Source organism: Methanosarcina subterranea (assembly GCF_055385895.1).
Window position 1 is genome coordinate 4,014,522 of record NZ_AP042426.1, and the last position, 23,364, is coordinate 4,037,885.

Below are 23,364 nucleotides of genomic sequence, written 5' to 3' on the forward strand. Positions count from 1 at the left end.
CATCAGTCAGGAAGAAAGTATTCTGGCTTACAACAGCCGGTTTATTTCTTAAATTTCACATACTTAGAATTTTCGTATACTATTACTGATTGATGATTAAAGAGAATATCTGACAGATATTATTTGTTAGTAACTATTTATTAGTGAGTGCTTACTGTAAATTGTCCGCTTCTAACTGCCAATTACTTCATCACCTGTTATACAAACTTACTGCTGACTCTTATCTACTGCTGACTCTTATCTACTGCTGACTCTTATCTACTGCTGACTCTTATCTACTGCTGACTGTCCATTTACTGCTGGTTACTCATTCATTGCCTGCTCGTCTTTTCAGTCATCAATTAGTTAACGATTTTTGTTTCCGGTTAACCATGTAAAATTTTAAAAGTACAGCTCCTGCCATAATTACGGCAAGTCCGGTTGAGAAGTAAGGAGATCTTATTATATCCCAGCGTCCAGACCACACGAGAAATCCTGTAAGAAAAAGGACAGAAGACCCGGTAATTCCCGAGATTTCTACCGGGACTTTTACAGAACCAAGGGTAAAACGGTCTCGATTTTCAATGGCTTCAATATGGGATTCAAATTTCCTCATATATTCTTCTGACAAGTTTTCCTGGCTTTGAATGTCCCTGACTTCACTCTCCAATCTTTCGATCTCTGGCTTAAGGTTGCTGTGCACAAAATCAGAAAGTTCGGATATAGCAGCCTGTAGAGAACGGAGATTTTCCGAAAGACTGGAAAAAAGAGCACTAATATCCCTTACCCTGTAACTAACTCCTGAAACCTCCGAAGAGCTATCAAGAAAAATCGTAGGAGCGTTTGAACCTTCTGAAGAAGGGAATGCAGCATTGAAGGCAAAATTCGAAATATCCTCTCCCGTAAGCGATGGAATAGAATCTGAAAGTAAAGAATTTTTGGGAAGGAGAAAAGAAGCTTCAGGAGAGACAGAAGGTCCCTGAGAATGGACTGAAGAGCCTGCAGCAAGATTTGCAGAGTTCAGCTCCTGAAAAGAATCTGAAGACATCCCTGAAAAAGCTTTTCCAGCCTGTAAAGTCTGAGGCACTTCAAGGGATAAACGACGCTCAACTGCTCTCAACCGCTTTTCAAAACTTCTAATGTTCTGGTCAAAAACCTCGATTCTCCCCTGCAAATCGTTTCTGATTTCGGGCTCTGCCTGATATGATTTGCTCAATTGAACCATAACCCCCATAAAATTTATCATATGAAATCATACCCAAACAGTATATAAATTTTTTTATTGACTGGTAAAAAATGAGGAATGTGCCTCTTCCGAAAAAGGGGAGGATGAAAAAAGAAAAAAAGAAAGTAAGCGAAAAGTAAGTAATGAAAGGAAAATAAGAAGATCAGATAGGTCTGATCTCAACAATATCTCCGCTGTCCTGAGCTCCCATGATTTCCGATGCAAGATCCGAGTTTATCCTGAGTTTTACATCTCCATGCCGGCTAACAGTTGCACTGAAGAGATATTCATCTTCGATGAAAATTTCCACATCCTTTCCTGCAAGTTCAATGGCCCCAAGGATAAGGTGTTTCTTTGTCCTTTCGATGATAGGATGAACCGGGAATGCAGGAGTACTTTTTTCAGGTAAAGGTTCCCTGGTCTTTCCCGGGAAAGTTTTGCGCTCGCCCCCGCGCTTCAGGCCTTTTGTGCTTTCCGGAGCTTCGGCTTCCATCTCCCTGACATCGATATGTAGCCCAAGGATATTTTCGATCCTGTCAATGACGTTACCGCCTTTACCAATAACCTTCCTCATATCCTCGTTATGAACCTTTACGATTGCACTGTCGTCTGAGGTCACTTCCACTTCAACAGGACCAGTTGCATACCTGCTGATGACATTCCTTATCTCTTCCTCAGCAAGCTTCCAGGCAGGTTTCCGGCTTTCCCGGGAAGAACCGATTGGCATGACCACAACCTGTTCTCCATAGGTATAGATCTCATAATCGACCTTGCCGGTTTCGAAATCTGCAATGGTGATTACCGGCCTTGCGAGGTCCTGCTCTGTCATTCCATAAGGAACTTTAACTGTAAAGGCGAGCACCAGGACCTTTGCAACCTCTCCTTTATCGATGAAAATTACAGTATCCACTACCTGTGGGATTACACCCAGTTCAACTCTTCCTATAAGGCGCTGAATAGCATCTACTGCCCTGGTTGCATGCACGACTCCGATCATCCCGACTCCTGCGAGGCGCATATCCGCAAAGATCAGAAAATCCCCGGTCTTCCGTACTTCGTCATAAATAGTGTAGTCCGGCCTGACAAGGAGCAGGAGATCAGCGGTATCCTCCATTCTCCCGTTAAGGGGAGAATACTGAGTGATCTCAGGAGGCACCTGCAGATCCCTTGGAGATTCCATTGTCTTGACTACCTGCCCATGGTCATTCAAATAACGAGCAACTCCGGCAGCAAAAGTGGACTTCCCGGCTCCGGGAGGCCCTGCAATAAGGATCCCACGCTGGCTTACAATCCGCTCTTTCAGCTTATCGCTCAAGCGGTAGTGTTCAAGGTCAACTACAACTGTGGGCCTGACAACAGTTATCTCTATATCATCGGAGAAAGGAGGGTTTGCAATTGCAACCCTCATATTTCTGATCTGCAGGACCGAAGCCCCATTCGAAGACATCTCAATGAAGGACTCAGGGTCAAGCCTGGCTCTCTCAATAAGTTCTTTTGAAATGCTGGAAAGCTCCTGGGAAGTTGCAGGCTCTTCCCGGATCCGCACATAACGCACATTTCCAACAGGCCCTTTCTTGGCCATTGGAGTAACCGCATTTTTGAGATGTACAGACATTGTGTCATCAGTAAAGAAATGTTCTATTTTGAGAGGGCCGAACTCTGAGGGGTCCAGAACTTTGGGATGAATGTATTCAACTTCAAGTCCTTTTGCCTTAGCTATCAGAGACTGTACACGGTCTTCACTAACGAACAGCCCGCCTACCTCAAGAGCCGTACGCCGGATAAGGGCATCCACCCTTCCCTCCCTGGAAAGCTTAATTTCCTCAAGAGTGGGCTGAACCCCACTGAACTGAAGATGAATCTCCCCTCTATCTGATAGCTTACGAAGTTCCGAAAGCTCTTCAAGACCTTTAAAACCTATTTCTCTACCCCTGTTTGCCTGGGCTTCAAGTTCCGAGACCACAGCTTCGGGAATGACAATCTCAGCGCCCCTGAACTCACCACTTCTTACGCGGGACGAGAGTCTCCCATCAATAATCACACTGGTATCCGGAACGATTCTCCATATCCGCTTCTCATCAGCCATATAAATGGATATAGAGCCAGAAAGTATATAATAAAACTTCTGCTGCTTTTTTTCAGATGAACGAAGTTAAAAAACAGGACTGGTGAGAAATAAAGCTTAAAATGGTTCTAAAAAGTAAGGATTAAAAAGATATAAAAAGTACAGCTTAAAATAAGTTAAAAATGTAAAGAAATGGAAGGAAACTATATACTAGAATTTGGTAAGCATGATCGAAGCAATATTGAGACAATTAAGAAAATATCGAGACAAATATAATTGAGGCTCAGTAAACGTCCTCAGGCTCAAAGACCTTTTCTCCTACAATTTCTCCTTCAAGATTTCGGTAAAAACAGGATCTGTATCCCATATGACAGGCTCCTCCAATCTGTTCCACCAGCAGAAGAATAGAGTCCATATCGCAATCAATCCTGATTTCCTTAACTTTTTGCAAATTCCCGGAAGTTTCACCTTTTTTCCATAGTTTTTGCCGGCTACGACTCCAGAAATGGGCGATTCCTGTTTCAACAGTCTTTTCAAGGGCCTCTCTGTTCATATAAGCGCACATCAGGACTTCCTTGCTGATTCGGTCCTGAACTATGGCAAGAATCAGACCATTTTCATATTTCAGGGTATCAAAGTCAATCATGTGAGAGAAATTGCCAAACTAGTATAAAAAAGGAAGTTTAATAAAATATTTACTAAGAATGAAGAGATTTTAGAGAACAAAAATTAATTTAATAGGATAAAAACCTTAACAGGTACGCATAGAAGACCTTGACAGATACGCATAGAAGAAATACTCAATAAAAATAGAAGCAAATGAAGAACTACAAAATTGAAGTAGGATACATTTACGTTTCTGCTACATTCTTCGTAACCCGAAAAAAGAACCTGATTTTTTTTGAAAAACAGAGAGCGAAGTTAATTTACAGACTGATTTCAGTAAGATTCTCTACCCGTCTTCAAAAGTTGGGAACCTGAAGTCGAGGCGGGGAATAAATGCTCAGTCCTGACAAAGAGTGATAATAATCCAATTATGTAAAATAAGTCATAAAATTTACAAAGATATATATTGTATTCTACTTAAAATGTTCTGGAAGAAAACAGAGTTTAGCACTTTATTTTCGAACAAAAAAGAATCCATAAAAATAATTTATTGAGACTTGTGGGTGAGAAGGATGAGTTTCAAACTTAGAAACAAGGTTGCGTCCCTACTGGTAGTATATGGATTGCTAATAGGGTCAACTATTCCAGTTTCTGCACTGAATACAGTGGACAGCGAACCTTATGATATATTTGAAAAGCTGACAATCGACGTAGCCAGCGACCAGAAGTATGTACCTGAGGAAATCCTTGTGAAGTTCAATCCTGGTGTCTCCGAAGAAAAGATAAAAAACATCAATGCCGGGCACGGGACGCAGGTGACTTACACCAGTCCCTATGCAGGATTCAAGATATTGAAAATCCCAAAGACAAAAACTGTTGAAGAGATGGCAGAAATCTACAGTAAAAATCCCAATGTAGAATATGCAGTACCCAATGCCATAATGTACGCATTTATGGTGCCCAATGATCAATATTACGATTTACAGTGGAATTTCAAGGCTTTCGAAACAGGAGTAGGAGGAGGGATTAACCTTGAACCTGCATGGGATACATCTACAGGAGATGGAGTAACCGTTGCAGTACTTGATACAGGAGTTGCATGCGAAAACTACTCCCTATACAAAAAAGCACCGGACCTTGTGAATACCAATTTTGTTCAAGGTTACGACTTTGTCAATAACGATGCCTATCCAAATGATGATAATGGGCATGGAACCCATGTAACAGGAACTATAGCCCAGAGCACCAATAACGGCATAGGGGTCGCAGGTGTAGCATACGACTGTTCTATAATGCCTGTGAAAGTTCTTAATGCGGAAGGCAGCGGAACTCTTGCGCAAATAGCAGATGGAATTTACTATGCAACTGAGCATGGCGCAGATATTATAAGCATGAGTCTTGGATATCATGCTCTCCGGGTAGATCCAGTTCTCAAAGCTGCTCTTGACACCGCTTACAGCAATGGAGTCACCATTGTTGCTGCTGCAGGAAATGACAATACGCGCTTTGTCAGCTATCCGGCAGCTTATGAAAAGTGCATCGCAGTTGGAGCCACAAGATATGATGGAGGCCGCGCTTATTATTCAAATTATGGTGATGCCCTTGATATTGTAGCACCAGGTGGAGACATCAGAGTAGACCAGAGCGGGGACGGGTACGGAGACGGAATCCTTCAGAATACATTCAATTCCACAACTAAAGACCCAGCAGACTTCGGTTACTGGTTCTTCCAGGGCACATCAATGGCGACTCCCCACGTATCAGGTGTTGCAGCGCTGTTGATATCCTCAAAACCCGATGCCACACCCGATGAAGTAAGGGCTGCAATGCAAAATACGGCAACAGATCAGGGCATTTCTGGCTGGGACAAGTATTACGGATACGGACTCGTGAATGCAGCAGCTGCCCTTAACTATATTCAAGGTCAGCCAATTGTAAATAATCCTCCGGTAGCTGAAGCAGGAGGCCCATATAGCGGAGTCACAGGAACTGCAGTAACATTTGATGGTTCAGCTTCGTATGATTCTGACGGAAGTATCGTTTCATATGAATGGAACTTCGGGGACGGAAGCACAGATTCAGGTGCGGTTCTAAAACACATATACTCCACTGTAGGAACATATACGGCCACCCTCAAGGTAACAGATGATAAAAGTGCTGTGAGAACTGACACGGCTATTGTGAAAGTTACTAAACCCAGAAAATGAGTCCGAAAAAAGAAAGTTAAAAAATAAGTTAAAAAAATAGGTTAAAAAAAGAAAATAAATTAAAATTTATGTCCCTGAGAAGGGACAAAATATTTCCTTTTTAAAAAAGAACCTCTGAAAGACCTTTGAAAAACCAGAAGCTCTGTTCTCACGGTTTAATCCCAAGAACATCCTCAACATATGCTCTTAAAATCTCCGCAACGCTCCAGGCCTGGGCAATGCAACCACCCGGAGAATAAGGGTAGTTACCATCAAAAACTTCGGAAATGGTACCTATACCTGCTGTTTCGAGATGGGGATCAAAGCCTTTCAGGAGAGTACGCATATCCTCAAGGCTCTCTTTTGAATAGTTATGTACTTTCCTGTAGGCTTTAACATAGGGTCCAAGGAGCCAGGGCCAGACAGTCCCGCTATGATAGGCTAAATCTCTGTTTTCAGGTCCTCCCTGATAGAGCCCTATATAAGAAGAATTATCCATTGAGAGTGTCCTGAGCCCGAAAGGTGTGAGCAGATCATTCTTCACCCTGTCCACAATAGCCTTTTCTTTTTCAGGAGAGAGCACTGTGTAAGGAAGCGCAACTGCGAGAATCTGGTTAGGACGGATTGAAGGATCTTTAATCTCATTTCCCGCCTCATCCTGGTATACCAGGTCAAAGAGACAGTTAGTTTCCGGATTCCAGAAAACTCTTTCAAAATTGGATGCTATCCCGGCTGCAAGAGTTTCATACGAAGAAGTTTCTTTGCCCAGGAGGCCTCCAAGTCTGGAAGCAGTTTCAAGAGCGTTATACCACAGTGCATTGATCTCACAGGCTTTACCTGCTCTCGGAGTCACCGGATTATTATTGACTTTAGCATCCATCCATGTCAGTTGAGATCCCTGACGGAGAAGGTAATCCGAATCCATCCCAATCCCGAAATCCGTGCCTTTACTGTAATTATCCAGTATATCTTCCACAGTTCCCCACATATCCGAAAGAAACAGCAGGTCCTCTGTATATGCAAAATAACGGCTCAGGGCATGAATAAACCAGAGAGATGCATCGACTGTATTATAGGAAGGTTCTCCCCCGAAAGCCGGGAAGTTGTTGGGAATCAGACCTTTTCTACAGTTACTGGCAAAGTTTCTAAGGATGGATTTAGCATCCTCAAAACGACGGGGAATCAAAACCAGACCAGGCAGAGAAATCATAGCATCCCGCCCCCAATCTGAGAACCAGGGATAACCGGCAATTACTGTCTTTTCACCTGTAGAAGGGTGTTTTACGATAAAAGAATCCGTTGCCCTGAGAAGTTTGAGTGCGAAAGGTTCGGTAAGCCTTGAATTGAAAGCAAGGAGATTCTGTCGATAAACCTCTCTGGTATAGAGTTCTTCAGCTTTTTCAAGAGTAAGAGAGGAAATATCTTCAGTTGACGCGGCAATAAAAAAATGAGATGTTCCAAGTTTAAGTTTGCTTTCGAAATAACCGGGGTTAAAGTTGTCTTCCTGGAATGCGAGCCCTCGCTCTTTCTCGATATCATACTCGAAGTTATAGTACCATTTTGGTTCGGCATGGTACTGGAGATTGGAGGCAAGCCAGAAAGTAAACCCATTCGAGCTTTCCAGTTTCACTACTTCAGTTTCAGTTTTTTGAGAAAAAGAAATGTCTTTAGAATGCGTGGTTCCATGAAAACTTCTTGCATTCACCAGAGGAGAGATTCTCAGCAGAGCCCCTTCCCTGCGGCACCTGACCTCATAGAAGATACAGACCATATTACTATTATGCACCATGAAAATCTTTTTTTTCACGGTAAAGTCCCCGGGCTGGTAAACCCATAGAGGGAAAGGCGCTAGAATAAACTTGGAAAGATAAGCAAATCCTCCGGGATAGACTGTACCCGGATATTTGTGGGTTGCAAGCTTATAAACCTCTTCATTAAGAGAAATCTCTTCATCCAGGGAGGAAAGCAGTAAAACTCGTCCAGGGGAATTCTTAGGAGCCGCAACAAGGAGCCCATGGTAAGTCCTTGCCCCAGCCCCAATGATTGTAGATGAAGCATATCCTCCGATTCCGTTCCCTATAATCCATTCTCTTTTTATACCTTCTTCATAAGTAGAAAATGAATCTGTTCCAAGCCTGATCCCACTCATATATACCTGATTAGGATTTGGTTTCTTATATAGTTGTACGTTTGGAAAGGGGATTTAAACAGAGATGAAGCATACAGTATAATAAGTTTAAGGATAATTATATTTCAATTGTAAACATAAACTATTTCAGTTGTGCAGGACATAAGAAAGTGAGAATCATGAAGCAAGACCTTTTAGAACTCCTTGTTGACATCTTCAAATCATCCGGATACAATGTCATAATATCCAGTCAGTGTGACATCCTTGTGGAGAAAAATGGGCATCAGGCTTATGTCATGTGTGCCCTGAAACCAGATTATGAGGAAATAAAATATTTCTCTGAAAAGATAAGAGGTTGTACCGGAATCTATGTGATGACCCAGAAAGTTTTGGGAGAGCTGAACGATTATGCAGCCGAACTCGGCATATATATCTGGGACAGGGACGAACTGGCACTTCAGATTGGAAGGGCGGTTCTGGCAAATATGGAAAGAAAGTCAGGTGCTTATCAGACAGAATCCGAAATACCTTCAAAGGAATATCAGGAACAGGCAATGTCTGCCTCTAAACTCGCCGGAGAAAACTGGAAAAATGAAAACTTCAGACAGGGGCCCGGCTCCGGGGAGGGACTTATACCGCTTCAAGACATGTCGAGAGAGACAGAAAGGGCCTCTTTTGAATCCAGAGCCCTGTCAAAGCCAGTTGAGGAGAGAAAACCCTTAAAGAGGCTGGAGGATAGTGAGCTTTCCAGAGTTGAGCCGTGTGAAGTACTGAACATACAATCTGTAGAACCCAGGATTTCTAAAGATCAGGCAATTATCATAGCAAAACCCTATATCAGCAGCCCTAAAGATGCAATTTTGAAATTTGTACCTTTCTGGAAGTATTCTTATAATGTTGAAGCAGAAAAGCGTTTCAGGTCAAAAGTGATGAGCATTACTGGAGAAGGGAAGGGCTTTCTTAATGCTCTTAACAAGTCAAAAGAAAATATGGAAATAGAAGGTCTCGGGACGCCTACCAGGATTCCGGCAGTGCAGTACGAGGTAAAGCGGCCGAATGTAGATAAAAAGCAGGCAGAGAAAGTCCTTCTGGATTTAATTATACAGGAAAATACACGGGAGATGCGCTTTAACAATCTGGAAGGGCAGGCAATTATTTATGAACAAAAGAGTATTAGCCCAAAAGCCGATGAAATAGAACTCGACATGGAGCTTGTGTATATTCCTGTTTGGGAAGTAAAGGGTAAACGGAACTCCCTTGAGATCAATGCTTATAATGCCGGCGTACTTGAAGAACCTATAGATGAAGATGCCGAATTTCTGTAAAGGGAATCTGGAAAAGAATATTAGAAGAAAAATATATAAAATAGAAAATATATTTACGTATTGAGAAAAAAACGGACTTCCAGAAGAAGGAATCTTCAATCTGCCCTTCAAGACTCCTTTGACAAGGCTTTTTCAGGGAAAAGAGATGCTACCTCACATAAGCGTTATATGTGTTAGATGCAAGATTATATAACGCTGAGGAGTTATCTATAAGCTGTACCGGATGACATTTTATAGAAGATTAAGGTCTTCAGTGTTTTAAAATTATCAAAAATAAAAAGAGGTGCATATAAATGATTGAAGTAACAGAAAAAGCTGCAACAGAGCTGAAAACACTGCTGGAACAGGAAGGCAAGCCTGACCTTGCGCTTAGAATCTTCGTTGCTGGAGTAGCCTGCAGTGGAGTGCAGTACGGACTGGCCCTCGATGATGAAGTAAAAGAAGACGACGTGACACTGGAAAGCAACGGAATAAAGCTTGTAATGGCAAAAGATATCGAGAGGAGTTTCTCCGAAGGCAGCATCGATTACGTCGAAGACGAAAACGGAAAAGGCTTCCTTATCCGCAATCCCAGTGCCGGCGGCGGATGCGGTACCTGTGGCGGCTGCCATTAAATAGAGCAAAACCGCGCTAGGGCATGAAAAATACCCGAACCTGAAGAAGCAAATAAGAAAATAAAAACAAAGGAGAAGGGAATCTATGTTTCCAGGAATGGGAGGCGTGGGAGGCCGGGGAATGAATCCGGCTAAAATGAAGCAGATGATGAAGCAGATGGGGATTGATGTTAAGGAACTTAAGGATGTTGAAGAAGTTATTATAAAGACTGCAGACTCAAACATAATTATTGAGAACGCAAATGTCTCTATAATGACAGTCCAGGGTTCGGAAACATATCAGATTGTAGGCGATGCAAAGGAAGTCCCAAAATCTCTGGAAATCCCTGCCGAAGACATCAAACTCGTGATGGAGCAGACCGGCGTCTCCGAAGAAGAAGCCAGGAAAGCCCTGAAGAACTCAAACGGAGATCTGGCAGAAGCCATTATGGCACTTTCTGCCTGATTCCTTTTCTTCATTTTATCAATTTGTCAGCTTTTGATTATTCCCATTAGATAGTTAATATTTTTTAAATAAAAATAATGGCGACTGAGTCATTTTAATTTTTTTCTGGTTATTCTCCAATTTTTAAATACTGTAATTTCATTCAAATTCATAACTCCTTTACTCATTTTGTGGAAAGATGATTCAGTCATATCTGAATTTACATATAAATTTCCAAGAAATAATAAAACGTTCCTTAATTAATTCCATAATAAGTATTAATAATATGAGAAGTTGTTTATTTATCCAATGTTCATTTTTGAATTGGTGTTCCTTTTTTATTATTCCATCAATGCTAAAAATACCCATCATTATATATGGAAGTTTGACAGTTTTTTAAGAGACTCTATAAGAATATTTGATTTTAGAATCCATTTATTCAGATTTCTTTTGGGTCACTATCTTATTAAGAAAACGCACATGATATTCTTTGAATAACATGCACAACTAAATGAAAGTACTTTACCCCACTTTTTTGGCTATTGAATTCCTTATTACTTTGGGCAGTAAGGTTGTCCTAATTTTGGTTTTTCAAAACCGTCAGAAAACTAATCAGTGAATTGCCATCGAAGGCTCAAGTGTGACTTTGATCACGGATGCTAAATTGGCCTTTGAGGCAATTCCACTGCCCAAATAAATTGGGTGATATTATTTGATGATTGAAGTCATAAACAAAGCTTGTGGTTTAGACATTCACAAACTCTTTTTCATTGCTACAATTCTCAGTAGATCTGGTGAAAAACAACAGCAGCGTTTCGACAGAGATGATGAGGGAATTTTAGCCCTTAAAAATTGGGTAATATCAGAAAAATGTAATGTTGTTGCATGTGAATCAACAAGTGACTTTTGGGTTCCTGTCCATGATTCTTTGATAAAGCATCTACCGGTGATAGTTGGAAATGCGCGAGATATGAAGGTATTTACACATAAAAAAACAGATAAGATTGATTCAGAAGTCATTGCACAACTTGCACTTAATAATATGATTCAGCCATCAAGAGTTTTTCCAAAGGATCATAGAGATTTTAGATCATATGTTCGACTTCGGTTAACACTTGTACAAAAAAGAACAGATCTAAAAAATAAAGCTCACTCAATTCTTGCATCTGAAATGTTAAACCTGAAGAATGTGCTGACAGACATTTTCGGCAAGAATGGCAGAATGATCTTATCAGGAATCTCTTCAGGTAAGACTGTTGACCAGATTATCGCAAGTCTTTCTCCAAATGTTCGTAAAAAAAGTGATCAAATCAGAGAAATTCTTGAGCGAGAAATCTCTCAAAGTGCTGCATTCAGACTTCAGATCTGTCTAAAACTCATAAAAAGTCTTGATGATGAGATCGAAGCTTTAGAAAAAGAAATTTTCAATTATGCTTATAGAAATCATAAGCGAGAAATGGAGATTTTAATGTCAGTTCCAGGTATAGGAGAACTTGGTGCGGCAATTCTACTTGCTGAAATAGGCAATTTCAAGGATTTTTCTTCTGGAGATAAGCTTGCTTCTTGGCTTGGTCTGGTTCCTAATGTGTATCAATCTGCAGATAAATACCACAACGGAAGAATCACAAAGAGAGGATCAAAGAGAGCAAGATGGATTCTGACGCAGATTGCTCAAGCAGCGGCAAGAAAGAATAACAGTAAGTTAAAAGAGTTTTTTAACAGGAAAAAGAAGTCAATTGGACATGCAAAGGCAATTATTGCCTTGGCAAGGAAAATTGCAACGATAATATGGCATCTTATTACGAATGATGAGATGTACGAAGATGAAACTGGATATAAAAAAAGGGAAATTCAAAAGAGAAAGATTGTTGAGACCGAGATATTCTCAGTTGATGAACGAATAAAAATAATTAGTGAAATATTTGCAATAACGCGAAAAGAGGATGAAGAGAGCATGTGAGGAAGATATCCTCATGTACTTTCATGCTAAAATTAGGAGATGAGTAAGATTAATAGAATTCGTTTTTTGAATCTCTGGGGATACATTTTGGTTGTATCTGTGATATTGAGTTTGGTGATGACTCCTACGTGTATGGCAAAATCATTGGATTTGGAAAACGAGTTCAATGATACCGAATATAATATGCAGTTGCGGGACATGATTGTAGAAATCAATAAACTCTATGATGATGTTGAGCAAGGGAAAATCACTCAGGAGACTGCTAATAAAACGAGGGCTTCTCTTATAGATAATCCACGATATAACCAAGTTAAATTGAAAAAGCAGCTCGATAAGAGAGATCATGAAATTTTGCTACGCGATAAAAGCAAGTTCAATGAGACCGAATATAATACGCAGCTGCAGGATATGATAGTGGAAATCACCAAATTCAAAGATAATATTGAGCATGGGAGAATCACTCAGGAGGCTGCTAATGAAACGGTGGCATCTCTTATAGATAATCCACAATATAACCAGGTTAAATTGAAAAAAGAGATTGTTGAGAGAGAACACGAATTTTCACTACGCAATAGAAGTCCCCGGATACCTGATGAGATCCTTAATGGTACAGGTTCGCTTTCCAAAAATACACTAACCCCTGTAAATCTTTTAAGCACTACCTATACATACCCACTAAGCTATATGACAACAAATAAAGGTGGATTGGGATTGGCCATAATGAAGCCACAATACATGAAGCAACTCCACCTGACCCCGACCAATATGTGAGGATTGCAGCTCGGAGCGAGGCTTTAGTTAATATCCATGCAGATGCGGATATGTTCAGTTATTTTTACATCTCGAAGAGTAGGTAATGCAATTGTAAGTGTTGATTTTGATTGGACTGGAGCCTGTACTTTTCCTGATGAATGTACCATACACTTTGTTTTGTGGAAACTGGTACAAGTAGGAACGGAATTGCAGTGGGTTAAAGCTGGTGACGACGACATTGTTAGCTTAACCGGCCTTACTTTATTAAGTGGCCCACATAATGCCAGTGAAAGTTTTTCAACATATTTAGACGAGAATTGTTTTTATTGCATCGCTCTATATTAATACAAAATCAAGTTCTGAGGCTTATATGTCACCTGCTTCAGTGGCTGACTTTGGATTCACTGCAACTGATGAAAACCCTAGGGTAAGATGGCATCAAGCGAAGGTGATTTACTAATTAATTTTATAGTTTATTCCAAAACCCATTATACTTAAACCCATTGTTCTTAATCATGAAAGTTTCAGAACTATTTTCCAGGATCAGAAACTTGATTGGTAATTCGGAATACGAAATTCAGAGAAGTAACTTTGAGTTTTGGGATGAGCTCAAAGAATATGAGTACAGACGAATGATTATGTTAAGATTATCGTTCTTTTTGTTTAGAAATTATTTTAAGAAATAATATTATAAATACAAAAAACGACAGCATAACGAGCATAAATACTATTTCAGTGACTCCTATATTCATCTTGTATTCCTTACATTTATGAGTTTTGAATTCATTTTTGATTTTTCTTTAATTGCTAATACAATATAACTTATTTTCCTTTGATCTCACTTCGTTTATAATAACAAATATTAAAAGAGTGTCAGTCTCATCTTAAACTTTATTAGATTCATTATCTATCTTAATTCTTCTTTAGAGCTATTTTTAATCCTCTCCATTATGCTGGAACTTTCAAGAATATGTTTGAAATTGTACTTCGGGAGCACGATGTCTGTTTCGCTATGCTGTGCTTCGCTCTAGCAGACAAAAAAGTAGATTAAATCGAAAAAGCAGTTTCAAAGAAGTAAAAACAACAGTAATAATCAAAACAATAGTAATAACAAAAACAGTGTCAAAAAATGATGTCAAGAAAAGATATCAAAAAACATTATCAAAAAGCAGTTTCAAAAAGTAGCATCAGAAAACAAAATTTTCAGAAAAAAATCAGTATCAGAAAAACAATACCAAAGTAAGTAAAAAACAGTTTTAGAATAGATTTGAAAGTAGTATAGGGTGAGTTTGGCAGCGATCCAGAGTTCCCGAAGGCTCGCACACTTCAGTACAGTAAGGAACGTGGACAGGCTTATCTTCTGTGTTCGGGATGGGTACAGGAGTTTCCCTGCCGCTATGGCCGCCAGACTCTACCTATAAATGGGATATGGAAAGATGAAGTCATGTATAGGTGTGCTGCATACTGAATTTCGCCTGGACCTGAATTAGGTGAAAGGAACGGATAGTTAGTGAACGCGGACTGAACACCTCGTTGCCTTGGTGCTTACATCCCGTTTCTATCAAACCGGTCTTTTACCGGAATCCTTAAAGAGGTCTCTTTTTAGGTCAGATTTCGAGCTTAGATGCATTCAGCTCTTATTCCTTAGCGCGTAGCTGCCCGGCGATGCCTTGTCAGACAACCGGTACACCAGTGGCGCCGCTGCTTGGTTCCTCTCGTACTAAAAGCAGCTTACCTGCAGACCTCTGGCACCTCTAGTAGATAGTAACCGACCTGTCTCACGACGGTCTAAACCCAGCTCACGATCTCCTTTAATAGGCGAACAACCTCACCCTTGGCCGCTGCTGCACGGCCAGGATGGAAAGAACCGACATCGAGGTAGCAAGCTGCCGGGTCGATATGTACTCTTGCCGGCAACGACTCAATTATCCCCGGGGTAACTTTTCTGTCATTTTTGGCCCCCACCAAGGAGGCACAAAAGTTCGCTAGAACCGACTTTCGTCTCGTCATCCACTGCTGTGCTGAATAACGTCAGGCTGACTTATGCTCTTGCACTCTTCAGTGAGTTTCCGACCCACTTGAGTCAACCATTGCGCGCCCTTGATATCTTTTCAAGGGCGTCCCGCCCCAGGCAAACTGCCCACCTATCGGGGTCCTCTTCGCAGAGTTAGGGTCGTAGTCCCGGAAGGGTAGTGTCCCAATTGCGACTCCACGGATGCTGGCGCACCCGCTTCGACGTCTCCTACCTACACTGTACATCCAGAACCACAACCCAACGACAGGCTGCAGTAAAGCTCCACGGGGTCTTCACTTCCCCCTAGAGGTCTCTAGACTGTGCACTAGAATGTAAGCTTCACCGGACTCCAGTTAGGGACAGTAGGGCTCTCATTGATCCATTCATGCAAGTCGCCAATTAAGCGACAAGGTACTACGCTACCTTAAGAGGGTCATAGTTACCCCCGCTGTTTACAGGCCCTTCTTCCCGTTGAACCGGGGTTTCAGGTACCTGCACTGAGCAGGATTCAGAGATTGTACTAGCCCTTACGGGTTTGCAATCTCCTATGTTGGTATTAGACAGTTAGAGCCCCCTGGTCACTGCGACCTGCTGTCTACACAGCAGGCACTCCTTCTCCCGAAGTTACGGAGCTAATTTGCCGAATTCCCTTAACTGAATTACTCCGACACGCCTTAGCCTTTTCAGCTAGGGGCACCAGTGTCAGTTCTCGGTACGGACATTTAGCTGTCCTTTTCACGGGTTCCTGGGTGCAGCCGACTTTAGCCATAACAGATTCGCCCGCTTCTCGCCATTACGGCTCTCCACGGGATTCGCTGCTTAGACGGCGCGACGACGCCGCTCGGCCTGCCCTGAAACGTCAGAGCTCAGTGCTAAATGGTACAGGAATATTAACCTGTTTCCCTTTTGGCGTACTCGAATTACGGTACGTCTTAGGACCGACTAACCCTCGGCTGACGATCATTGCCGAGGAAACCTGGCCCCTTCGGCGGCAGGGATTCTCACCCTGCTATGCTGCTACTATTACCAGGATTTTCGTTTGTGAACGGTCCACAGGACTTCACAGCCCTGCTTCAGCCCGAACACAACGCCTTCCTACGAGATTACCTTTCGGTACTCCGTGGTATCGGTGGTCGACTTGAGCCCCGTCAATTTTCGGGGCCCCAAACCTCGACTGGTGAGCTGTTACGCACTCTTTGAAGGGTAGCTGCTTCTAAGCTAACCTTCCAGCTGTCTTGGGCTTGGGACGCCCTTTAGTGTTAACACTTAGTCGACACTTGGGGACCTTAACCACGGGCTGGGTTGTCTCCCTTACGGACTACAAGCTTACCCCAGTAGTCCGGACTCCGACTTTCTTCGATGACAGTGGGTTTGGAGTTTGACAGGCGGGCGAGGGGTTTCCCCCCGGAACCGCCAATCAGTGCTCTACTCCACCGACAATCTCCGGTCAGGTCATGCTGCGACATGTTTCGGAAGGAACCAGCGGATGCCGGGTTAGATTAGCATTTCACTACGAGACGCAGGTCACACGAATGATTTGCAGATCAATACCGCTTGCGGTCCTCCACGTAGCTTTCGCCACGCTTCAACCTGCCCACGCCTAGATCACCCGGCTTCGGGTCGTACCCCGGTGACTCCACGCACTTGTATACGTCGTGCCTCACCCGTGAGGGTTGCGCACATGTTGCTTTCGCTTCGGCTGCCCAGATAAAAGGTTAGCCATCGCCACCAAGATACACTCCCTGGCCCGTTCTTCAAAACGTAAGATACGACACTGGCAGTGATACTCGTACAACACCCTCGCGGGTGGTTCCTTCGTATCAAAGATCCTTTCATGCCGTATCGTTCCATCACTATCAGGTTTCAGGCACTTTGCACCTCCCTTCTCGGGGTACTTTTCAGCGTTCGGTCACCCTACTATTTCGCTATCGGTCTCAAGTAGTATTTAGTTTTGGAGGTTGGTGCCCCCCGGATTCCCGCACGATATCCGACGCACGGTACTCAGGGACATGTTCCGGTCTTCTGGCTTACACCTAAGTGACTGTCACACTCTATGGTCTGCCGTTCCAGGCAAGTTCGGTTTTGCCGCGAGACGTTTGAACAGCCCTACAACACCACATTTCCCCGAAGGGATTCGGTTTGAACTGTGCCGTTTTCACTCGCCGTTACTAGCGGCATCTCGTTTGATTTCTTTTCCAGCTCCTACTGAGATGTTTCAATTCGGAGCGTTCCCGATCATTACTGATCACTATGGAGAGGTCCCATTCGGAGATCCCGGGTTCATTGGCTCCATGCACCTACCCCGGGCTTATCGCAGCTTGGCACGTCCTTCATCAGCTCTTGAGCCGAGCCATCCACCTGATAGCATAACTCCTGTTACACCTAACCAGGTCCAGTTAGCGTTCAATATACAGCACCTATACACGACTTCATGTGCCCGCGGTTCCGCGCAGGCTATCCATCCTTCCCCGATAAGCTACTTACCGGGTGCACTTGATGATAATGGAATAATTTGTTATTTTGAATAACAAATTGGTTTGTTATTAATGGAGAGATCCAGATGGAATCCATTGGATCTCTGGTTTGAGGATTTGTTCGGTTTATCGGCATCTGGGTGATAGTGTTTTTTGGCTTAGGAGGTGATCCAGCCGCAGATTCCCCTACGGCTACCTTGTTACGACTTAACCCCCCTTGCAAAATTCAGGTTCGAACACGGCACAGAGTCCGTGCCCTCACCCATACCTCACTCGGGTGGTTTGACGGGCGGTGTGTGCAAGGAGCAGGGACGTATTCACCGCGCTATATTGAAACGCGATTACTACGGATTCCAGCTTCACGAGGGCGAGTTACAGCCCTCGATCCGAACTACGAATGGGTTTGTGAGATTACCAACCCCTTTCGGGGTAGGGACCCATTGTCCCATCCATTGTAGCCCGCGTGTAGCCCGGGAGATTCGGGGCATACTGACCTACCGTGGCCCGCACCTTCCTCCGATTTAACACCGGCGGTCCCCACAGAGTACCCATCGTCCCGGAGGACATGCTGGTAACAGTGGGCACGGGTCTCGCTCGTTGCCTGACTTAACAGGATGCTTCACAGTACGAACTGGCGACGGCCATGCACCTCCTCTCAGCGATTCAGGCAAAGTCTTCAGCTTGGCCTACATATTGCTGTCGCCCCCGGTGAGTTGTCCGGCGTTGAGTCCAATTAAACCGCAGGCTCCACCCGTTGTTGTGCTCCCCCGCCAATTCCTTTAAGTTTCAGCCTTGCGGCCGTACTTCCCAGGTGGCTCGCTTCACGGCTTCCCTGCGGCACCAGACACGGTCGCGCCATGCCTGACACCTAGCGAGCATCGTTTACGGCTGGGACTACCCGGGTATCTAATCCGGTTCGTGCCCCCAGCTTTCGTCCCTCACCGTCGAACCCGTTCTGGTAAGACGCCTTCGCCACAGGTGGTCCCACAGGGATTACAAGATTTCACTCCTACCCCTGTAGTACCTCTTACCTCTCCCGGTTCCAAGCCTGGCAGTATCCCCCGAAAGCCTAACGGTTAAGCCGTCAGATTTCCCGGAGGACTGACCAAACCGGCTACGGACCCTTTAGACCCAATAATCACGATCACCACTCGGGCCGCCGGTGTTACCGCGGCGGCTGGCACCGGTCTTGCCCGGCCCTTGCTAACAGGTGTATTTTACACACCCGGACAGCCAGCATATGATGCTGGCACTCGGTGTCCCCTTATCACGGTTTCCCGCATTGTAAAGTTTTCGCGCCTGCTGCGCCCCGTAGGGCCTGGATTCATGTCTCAGAATCCATCTCCGGGCTCTTGCTCTCACAACCCGTACCCGTCGTTGGCTAGTAGGTACGTTACACCCACTACTACCTGATAGGCCGCAGACCCATCCTTGGGCAGACGAATCCATTTTACGCATAAAGCATTCCAGCAGATATGCGGTATCCGGAATTATCCCCAGTTTCCCGGGGTTATGCCGGACCCAAGGGCAGGTTATCCACGTGTTACTGAGCAGTACGCCATGTTCACGAAGAACATATGACTCGCATGGCTTAGGCGAACACCGATAGCAGTAACCTCTGGCAGGATCAACCAGAATTGTTATAGCACACTTGTTGAAATTAAAGGTCTTGGTCGCAGAAACTTGCACTAACAACATCAAATTCAGTTAGTTCATTTCGCGATAGATGTGAAAACACCTATCACCCAGAATTAACCGAACCGACAAATCCTCGTCAGACAGAAAACAACTTCTGTCTCCATTTTTAATGAATAGTAATTGCTGCATTTATGATGCAGGAAGTTATAGTTACTCACTCATAGTATTTAAAGGTATCGAATTCTCCTTTTGACAGGAAGGATCTTCAACCAGATCACTATGAGAAAAACCCTCTAGCATGTTATTAGAACCACACTAGATCAGGAATACATATGTATGTATCCATAGTATTTAAAGGTACCTATTTCCCTCTTAAAAAGGAGAGATATGAACCAATGAGACTATGAGAAAACCAACCAGCACAATCATATTCATGCTGGAACGGGAAACATATATACATTAGTTTTTGTATATAAAGCTTTTCATTCAGGAAACATTATAAAGAAAAACAAACATAACATATAATGGAATTTTGTTTTTTCAGTTCCTGAATTCCACCCTGGAATTAATAATTCGAGAGCGGCGCACGCTTGTTTTGCGCATGAGACATACAAACACACATCCGATATATATACCTGTCGCCCAGCGCATTACGTGGAAAAAAACAATAAAAAGAGACATAGAAAATAGAACCGAAAAGCGCAGCATTAAAATAACAACAGAAAGTTGAAAGCTGCATGACGAATAACCTTAAAGCCCGAAAAAAGAGATATAAGGATATTTAAGGGTATAAAAATAATAAATAAAATAATAATTACAAACTACATATAATGAGGTATCACACTGGCAGACTTAAAGAAACCTGCATCAAAAGCCAATCCCAGTACGGAAGAGCCAATTACAAGAGTACGCACTCCGCGCAGGGAAAATAATGAGATTCTGGCAACCGTTGAAAGTCTCCTTGGTGCAAATCGTCTCAGGCTCCGTTGCATAGATGGGGTCGTCCGTATGGGGAGAATTCCGGGTTCGATGAAGAAGAAAACCTGGATTAGAGAGGGAGATGTCGTCATTGTTGTGCCATGGGAGTTTCAGAACGAAAAGGCAGACGTGATATGGAAATATACAAGACCACAGGTAGACTGGCTCGAGAGAAAAGGGTACCTGAAAGGATAATACAGGAATGGACCAGGACGAGAAAATAAGGCGCATTGATACCGCCAAGGATAAGTCGCGTGCCAGGGAGAAAGACTCCGAGCGGCTGAAAGTGGAAGAGAACGTATTTGATGTTCCCACTCTAAAGATCCTTTATACTCTTTCCAATAAAGGTATAATAAAGGCATTGGGGGGATCCATCAGTACTGGAAAGGAAGCGAATGTATTCTATGCAGAAGGCGAGGAAAAAAGAGAACTGGTAGTAAAGATATACAGAATTGCCAACAGTACTTTCAAGGCGATGAATCCCTATATTATGAAAGACCCTCGCTTTACAAACATTCGAAATAACAGGCGAGATATAATTTTTGCATGGACACGCAAGGAATCCCAGAACCTTAAGCGTGCAAAGAGCGCAGGAGTACGAGTGCCTGAGCCAGTGGTTGCTGAGAAAAATATTCTTATCATGGAGTTCATGGGAAAAGAAAAGATACCCTATCCCCTGTTAAAGAATACGCACCTGGAAAATGATGAGGCAAAGCTTGTTTATGACAGAGTCGTTGAATATATGCGTCTGCTCTATAAAGAAGCTAATCTCGTGCACGCTGACCTGAGTGAGTACAATATCCTCATTGATCCGACAGATACGACCCCTGTTTTCATCGATATGGGACAGTCTGTGACTCTGGAACATCCTAATGCCAGAGAGTTTCTCTATAGAGACATTCAAAACATACTCAGGTTCTTCGGCCGATACGGAATCAAGGACAAACCTGAAGAACTACTTTCAAAAATACAGGCGGAAACTACATGACCCAGTACCTCAAAATTCCCAAAGAGAGAATCGGAGCAATTATTGGTCCGAAAGGAGAAACAAAGAAATTTATCGAGGATAAAACCGCTTGTCAACTTGACATAGACAGCGAAAGCGGAAAAATCGATGTTACCTGCGAGGAAGATCCATTAAAAGAATTCAGGATTCTTGAAACCCTCAAAGCCATAGGAAGAGGCTTCAGTCCAGAAAAAGCCCTCGAAATCCTTGAAGACGACATGCTGATGCTTGAGGTAATTGACCTTTCCGACGTTGCCACCACTCCAAAAGAACTCCAGCGAGTAAAAGGCAGGATTATAGGGAGAAATGGTCGAACCAGAGAACTTGCAGAAAGCCTGATAAATGTCAAGATTTCCGTATACGGGAAAACCGTATCCATACTCGGGTATCCTGAGCAGAATACCATAATACGGACAGCCATAAAAATGCTGCTTGACGGAGCTACTCACGGCGCAGTCTACAAGTTCCTTGAAAAGAAGCATCAGGAACTGCTGCACTCGCAGCTGGACTCGATCGACTTTTACTGAAAAAGTATTTAAAAAAGGAGAGTTCCGGAACCTCAATCTTATCCGGTCTCTTCAGAGTTTTCTTCGTCTTCCTCATCTTCTTTTGATCTTTTTCCACCGCCCTCAAGGAAGTTGCCCCTGCCAGGCTTTGCATTAATGGACTCTTCCATCCAGATAATTTCACCTCTGGATAACGTATACTCCGGGAAGACTGCATCCATTCCTTCAAAAGGTGTCCAGCCAGCTTTACTGTGCAGCATCTCAGCCCTTATGGGTTGAAGGTTGCGCGGATCTACAATCATAAGGTCTGCATCAAAACCTACCTCAAGCCTGCCTTTGCCCTTGCTGTCCAGCCCGAAAGCCTTTGCCGGGTTCCAGCTTGTGACCATTATCATCTGTGAAAGAGGCAGGATATTTTTCCTGACTGCCGCAAGCATAAGAGGCATGAGAGTCTCAACTCCGGGCACCCCGGAAGGAGCAAACCTGATATCAAGATCCTTTTCAGACTCAAGGTGCGGAGCATGGTCTGACGCTACCATGTCGATAGTCCCGTCATTCAGCCCGTTTACAAGCGCTTTTATGCTGTGGCTCCCTCGCAAAGGAGGGTTCATCTTGCCAAAAGCCTTGAGCCTCTCCCAGTCTTTTATAGAAAGAAACAGGTGATGGGGAGTGACTTCACATGTAAAAACTGGTGTTTTGTTTTCCCTTTTTGCAAGATATCTTTCTTTTCGGATCATCCCCACAGCTTCAAGCGTACTCAGATGGCAGAAATGTGCCCTTACCTGGAGTCTGGAAACAAGCTCTAGAGCACCCTGGACAGCCGATGACTCGCAGGCGTTTGGGCGTACCCTTGAATGGTAATCATAAGAAACGTCATCTTTTAACAGCTGTTCCAATTCAAGGCGCATTTTTTCGTCCTCGGCATGGATTGTAGCAAGGGCTCCGAGATTTTTGATCTCAGCCAGGGCTTCTTCAAATGTCTCCTCATTGATATTCAGCCCGCCTGTAGACTCAGCCATGAAAATCTCCCCGAAAGCCATAACACCCAGCCTCCAGAGCTCTTTGAGCTTTTCGATATTTCCTGTTACCCCGCCATTGATCCCGAAATCAACAATAGATTTCTTCCGGGCAAGTTCAAGTTTCTGTTCAAAAGAACGCCTGTCCGTTGTAGGAGGGATGGTGTTTGGCTGGTCGATAACAGTGGTAATCCCTCCGGCGGCTGCAGAGCATGATCCTGTATACCAGTTTTCTTTCAGGGTCATGCCCGGTTCCCTGAAGTGGACATGCACGTCAATTCCGGCAGGCAGAGTAAGTGCACCTTCTGCATCTATTACCATATCCGAACTTGAGACCCTGAAATCCTTTCCGATTTTTGTAATTCTGCCATTCTCAATAATGATTTCTGCAGGCTGAAGAGAATTATTGTAATAAATTCTCGTATTTTTGATATGAATATCAGGCATGGGCGTCTATACGCTTAAAA

At 43.4% G+C, this 23,364-nt stretch carries 14 protein-coding genes and 3 rRNA genes; 9 read left to right on the forward strand and 8 right to left on the reverse strand.

Features of this window, described 5'->3' with window-relative positions; genetic code table 11:
- Nucleotides 1-337: 337 nt before the first annotated feature.
- The 3 genes from ACZ5A8_RS17535 to hisI form a co-directional block, all read right to left on the reverse strand.
- Nucleotides 338-1,204, reverse strand: coding sequence for a hypothetical protein (locus tag ACZ5A8_RS17535; protein WP_464530601.1), 867 nt, complete (start codon nt 1,202-1,204; stop codon nt 338-340).
- 163 nt (nt 1,205-1,367) lie between these two features.
- Nucleotides 1,368-3,290 (reverse strand): ATPase, T2SS/T4P/T4SS family, encoded by a 1,923-nt coding sequence (locus ACZ5A8_RS17540; protein ID WP_464530602.1) that lies wholly within the window; start codon nt 3,288-3,290, stop codon nt 1,368-1,370.
- Between the two features lie 262 nt (nt 3,291-3,552).
- A complete protein-coding gene (hisI, locus tag ACZ5A8_RS17545; protein WP_464530604.1) occupies nt 3,553-3,915 on the reverse strand; it encodes a phosphoribosyl-AMP cyclohydrolase in 363 nt (120 codons plus the stop codon).
- A gap of 532 nt (nt 3,916-4,447) precedes the next feature.
- On the opposite strand from hisI, the gene ACZ5A8_RS17550 reads away from it, so the two are divergent.
- On the forward strand, nt 4,448-6,082 hold the full coding sequence (locus ACZ5A8_RS17550; protein ID WP_464530606.1) for a S8 family serine peptidase: 1,635 nt from the start codon (nt 4,448-4,450) through the stop codon (nt 6,080-6,082).
- A 148-nt stretch (nt 6,083-6,230) separates the two neighbouring features.
- On the opposite strand, the gene ACZ5A8_RS17555 is transcribed toward ACZ5A8_RS17550, so the two are convergent.
- A complete protein-coding gene (locus ACZ5A8_RS17555; RefSeq protein ID WP_464530607.1) occupies nt 6,231-8,210 on the reverse strand; it encodes an amylo-alpha-1,6-glucosidase in 1,980 nt (659 codons plus the stop codon).
- A 158-nt stretch (nt 8,211-8,368) separates the two neighbouring features.
- On the opposite strand from ACZ5A8_RS17555, the gene ACZ5A8_RS17560 reads away from it, so the two are divergent.
- The 5 genes from ACZ5A8_RS17560 (at nt 8,369) to ACZ5A8_RS17580 (ending at nt 13,283) form a co-directional block, all read left to right on the forward strand.
- On the forward strand, nt 8,369-9,514 hold the full coding sequence (locus ACZ5A8_RS17560) for a hypothetical protein (RefSeq protein ID WP_464534188.1): 1,146 nt from the start codon (nt 8,369-8,371) through the stop codon (nt 9,512-9,514).
- Nucleotides 9,515-9,807: 293 nt separating this feature from the next.
- On the forward strand, nt 9,808-10,128 hold the full coding sequence (locus ACZ5A8_RS17565) for a HesB/IscA family protein (RefSeq protein ID WP_229390209.1): 321 nt from the start codon (nt 9,808-9,810) through the stop codon (nt 10,126-10,128).
- Nucleotides 10,129-10,213: 85 nt separating this feature from the next.
- Nucleotides 10,214-10,573, forward strand: a complete 360-nt coding sequence (locus ACZ5A8_RS17570; protein WP_229390210.1) for a nascent polypeptide-associated complex protein — start codon at nt 10,214-10,216, stop codon at nt 10,571-10,573.
- Between the two features lie 694 nt (nt 10,574-11,267).
- Nucleotides 11,268-12,512, forward strand: a complete 1,245-nt coding sequence (locus ACZ5A8_RS17575) for an IS110 family RNA-guided transposase (protein WP_464530608.1) — start codon at nt 11,268-11,270, stop codon at nt 12,510-12,512.
- A 117-nt stretch (nt 12,513-12,629) separates the two neighbouring features.
- Entirely contained in the window at nt 12,630-13,283 is a 654-nt protein-coding gene (locus ACZ5A8_RS17580; protein WP_464530610.1) for a hypothetical protein, read from the forward strand.
- A gap of 1,269 nt (nt 13,284-14,552) precedes the next feature.
- On the opposite strand, the gene rrf is transcribed toward ACZ5A8_RS17580, so the two are convergent.
- The 3 genes from rrf to ACZ5A8_RS17595 all read right to left on the reverse strand — a co-directional run bounded on the left by rrf (nt 14,553) and on the right by ACZ5A8_RS17595 (nt 19,391).
- Nucleotides 14,553-14,674: ribosomal RNA gene (gene rrf / locus ACZ5A8_RS17585) — 5S ribosomal RNA — on the reverse strand.
- Between the two features lie 78 nt (nt 14,675-14,752).
- A 23S ribosomal RNA gene (locus tag ACZ5A8_RS17590) occupies nt 14,753-17,658 on the reverse strand.
- A 255-nt stretch (nt 17,659-17,913) separates the two neighbouring features.
- Nucleotides 17,914-19,391 (reverse strand): 16S ribosomal RNA (locus tag ACZ5A8_RS17595).
- The 16S, 23S and 5S rRNA genes sit together here, the layout of an rRNA operon.
- An 897-nt stretch (nt 19,392-20,288) precedes the next feature.
- Here ACZ5A8_RS17595 and eif1A point away from each other — a divergent pair.
- Genes eif1A through ACZ5A8_RS17610 form a run of 3 tightly spaced genes read left to right on the forward strand, consistent with a single transcriptional unit; the run spans nt 20,289 to nt 21,902 of the window.
- Nucleotides 20,289-20,564: a translation initiation factor eIF-1A gene (gene eif1A, locus ACZ5A8_RS17600; RefSeq protein ID WP_322225611.1), complete on the forward strand. Its 276-nt coding sequence runs from the start codon at nt 20,289-20,291 to the stop codon at nt 20,562-20,564.
- 7 nt (nt 20,565-20,571) lie between these two features.
- Nucleotides 20,572-21,357 (forward strand): serine protein kinase RIO, encoded by a 786-nt coding sequence (locus tag ACZ5A8_RS17605; protein ID WP_464530611.1) that lies wholly within the window; start codon nt 20,572-20,574, stop codon nt 21,355-21,357.
- A complete protein-coding gene (locus tag ACZ5A8_RS17610) occupies nt 21,354-21,902 on the forward strand; it encodes a KH domain-containing protein (protein WP_322225607.1) in 549 nt (182 codons plus the stop codon). The genes ACZ5A8_RS17605 and ACZ5A8_RS17610 overlap by 4 nt, the downstream gene beginning before the upstream one ends.
- Nucleotides 21,903-21,940: 38 nt before the next feature.
- Here the strand turns inward: ACZ5A8_RS17610 and ACZ5A8_RS17615 are convergent, their stop codons facing one another.
- Nucleotides 21,941-23,344 (reverse strand): dihydroorotase, encoded by a 1,404-nt coding sequence (locus ACZ5A8_RS17615; RefSeq protein ID WP_464530613.1) that lies wholly within the window; start codon nt 23,342-23,344, stop codon nt 21,941-21,943.
- Between the last annotated feature and the right edge of the window lie 20 nt (nt 23,345-23,364).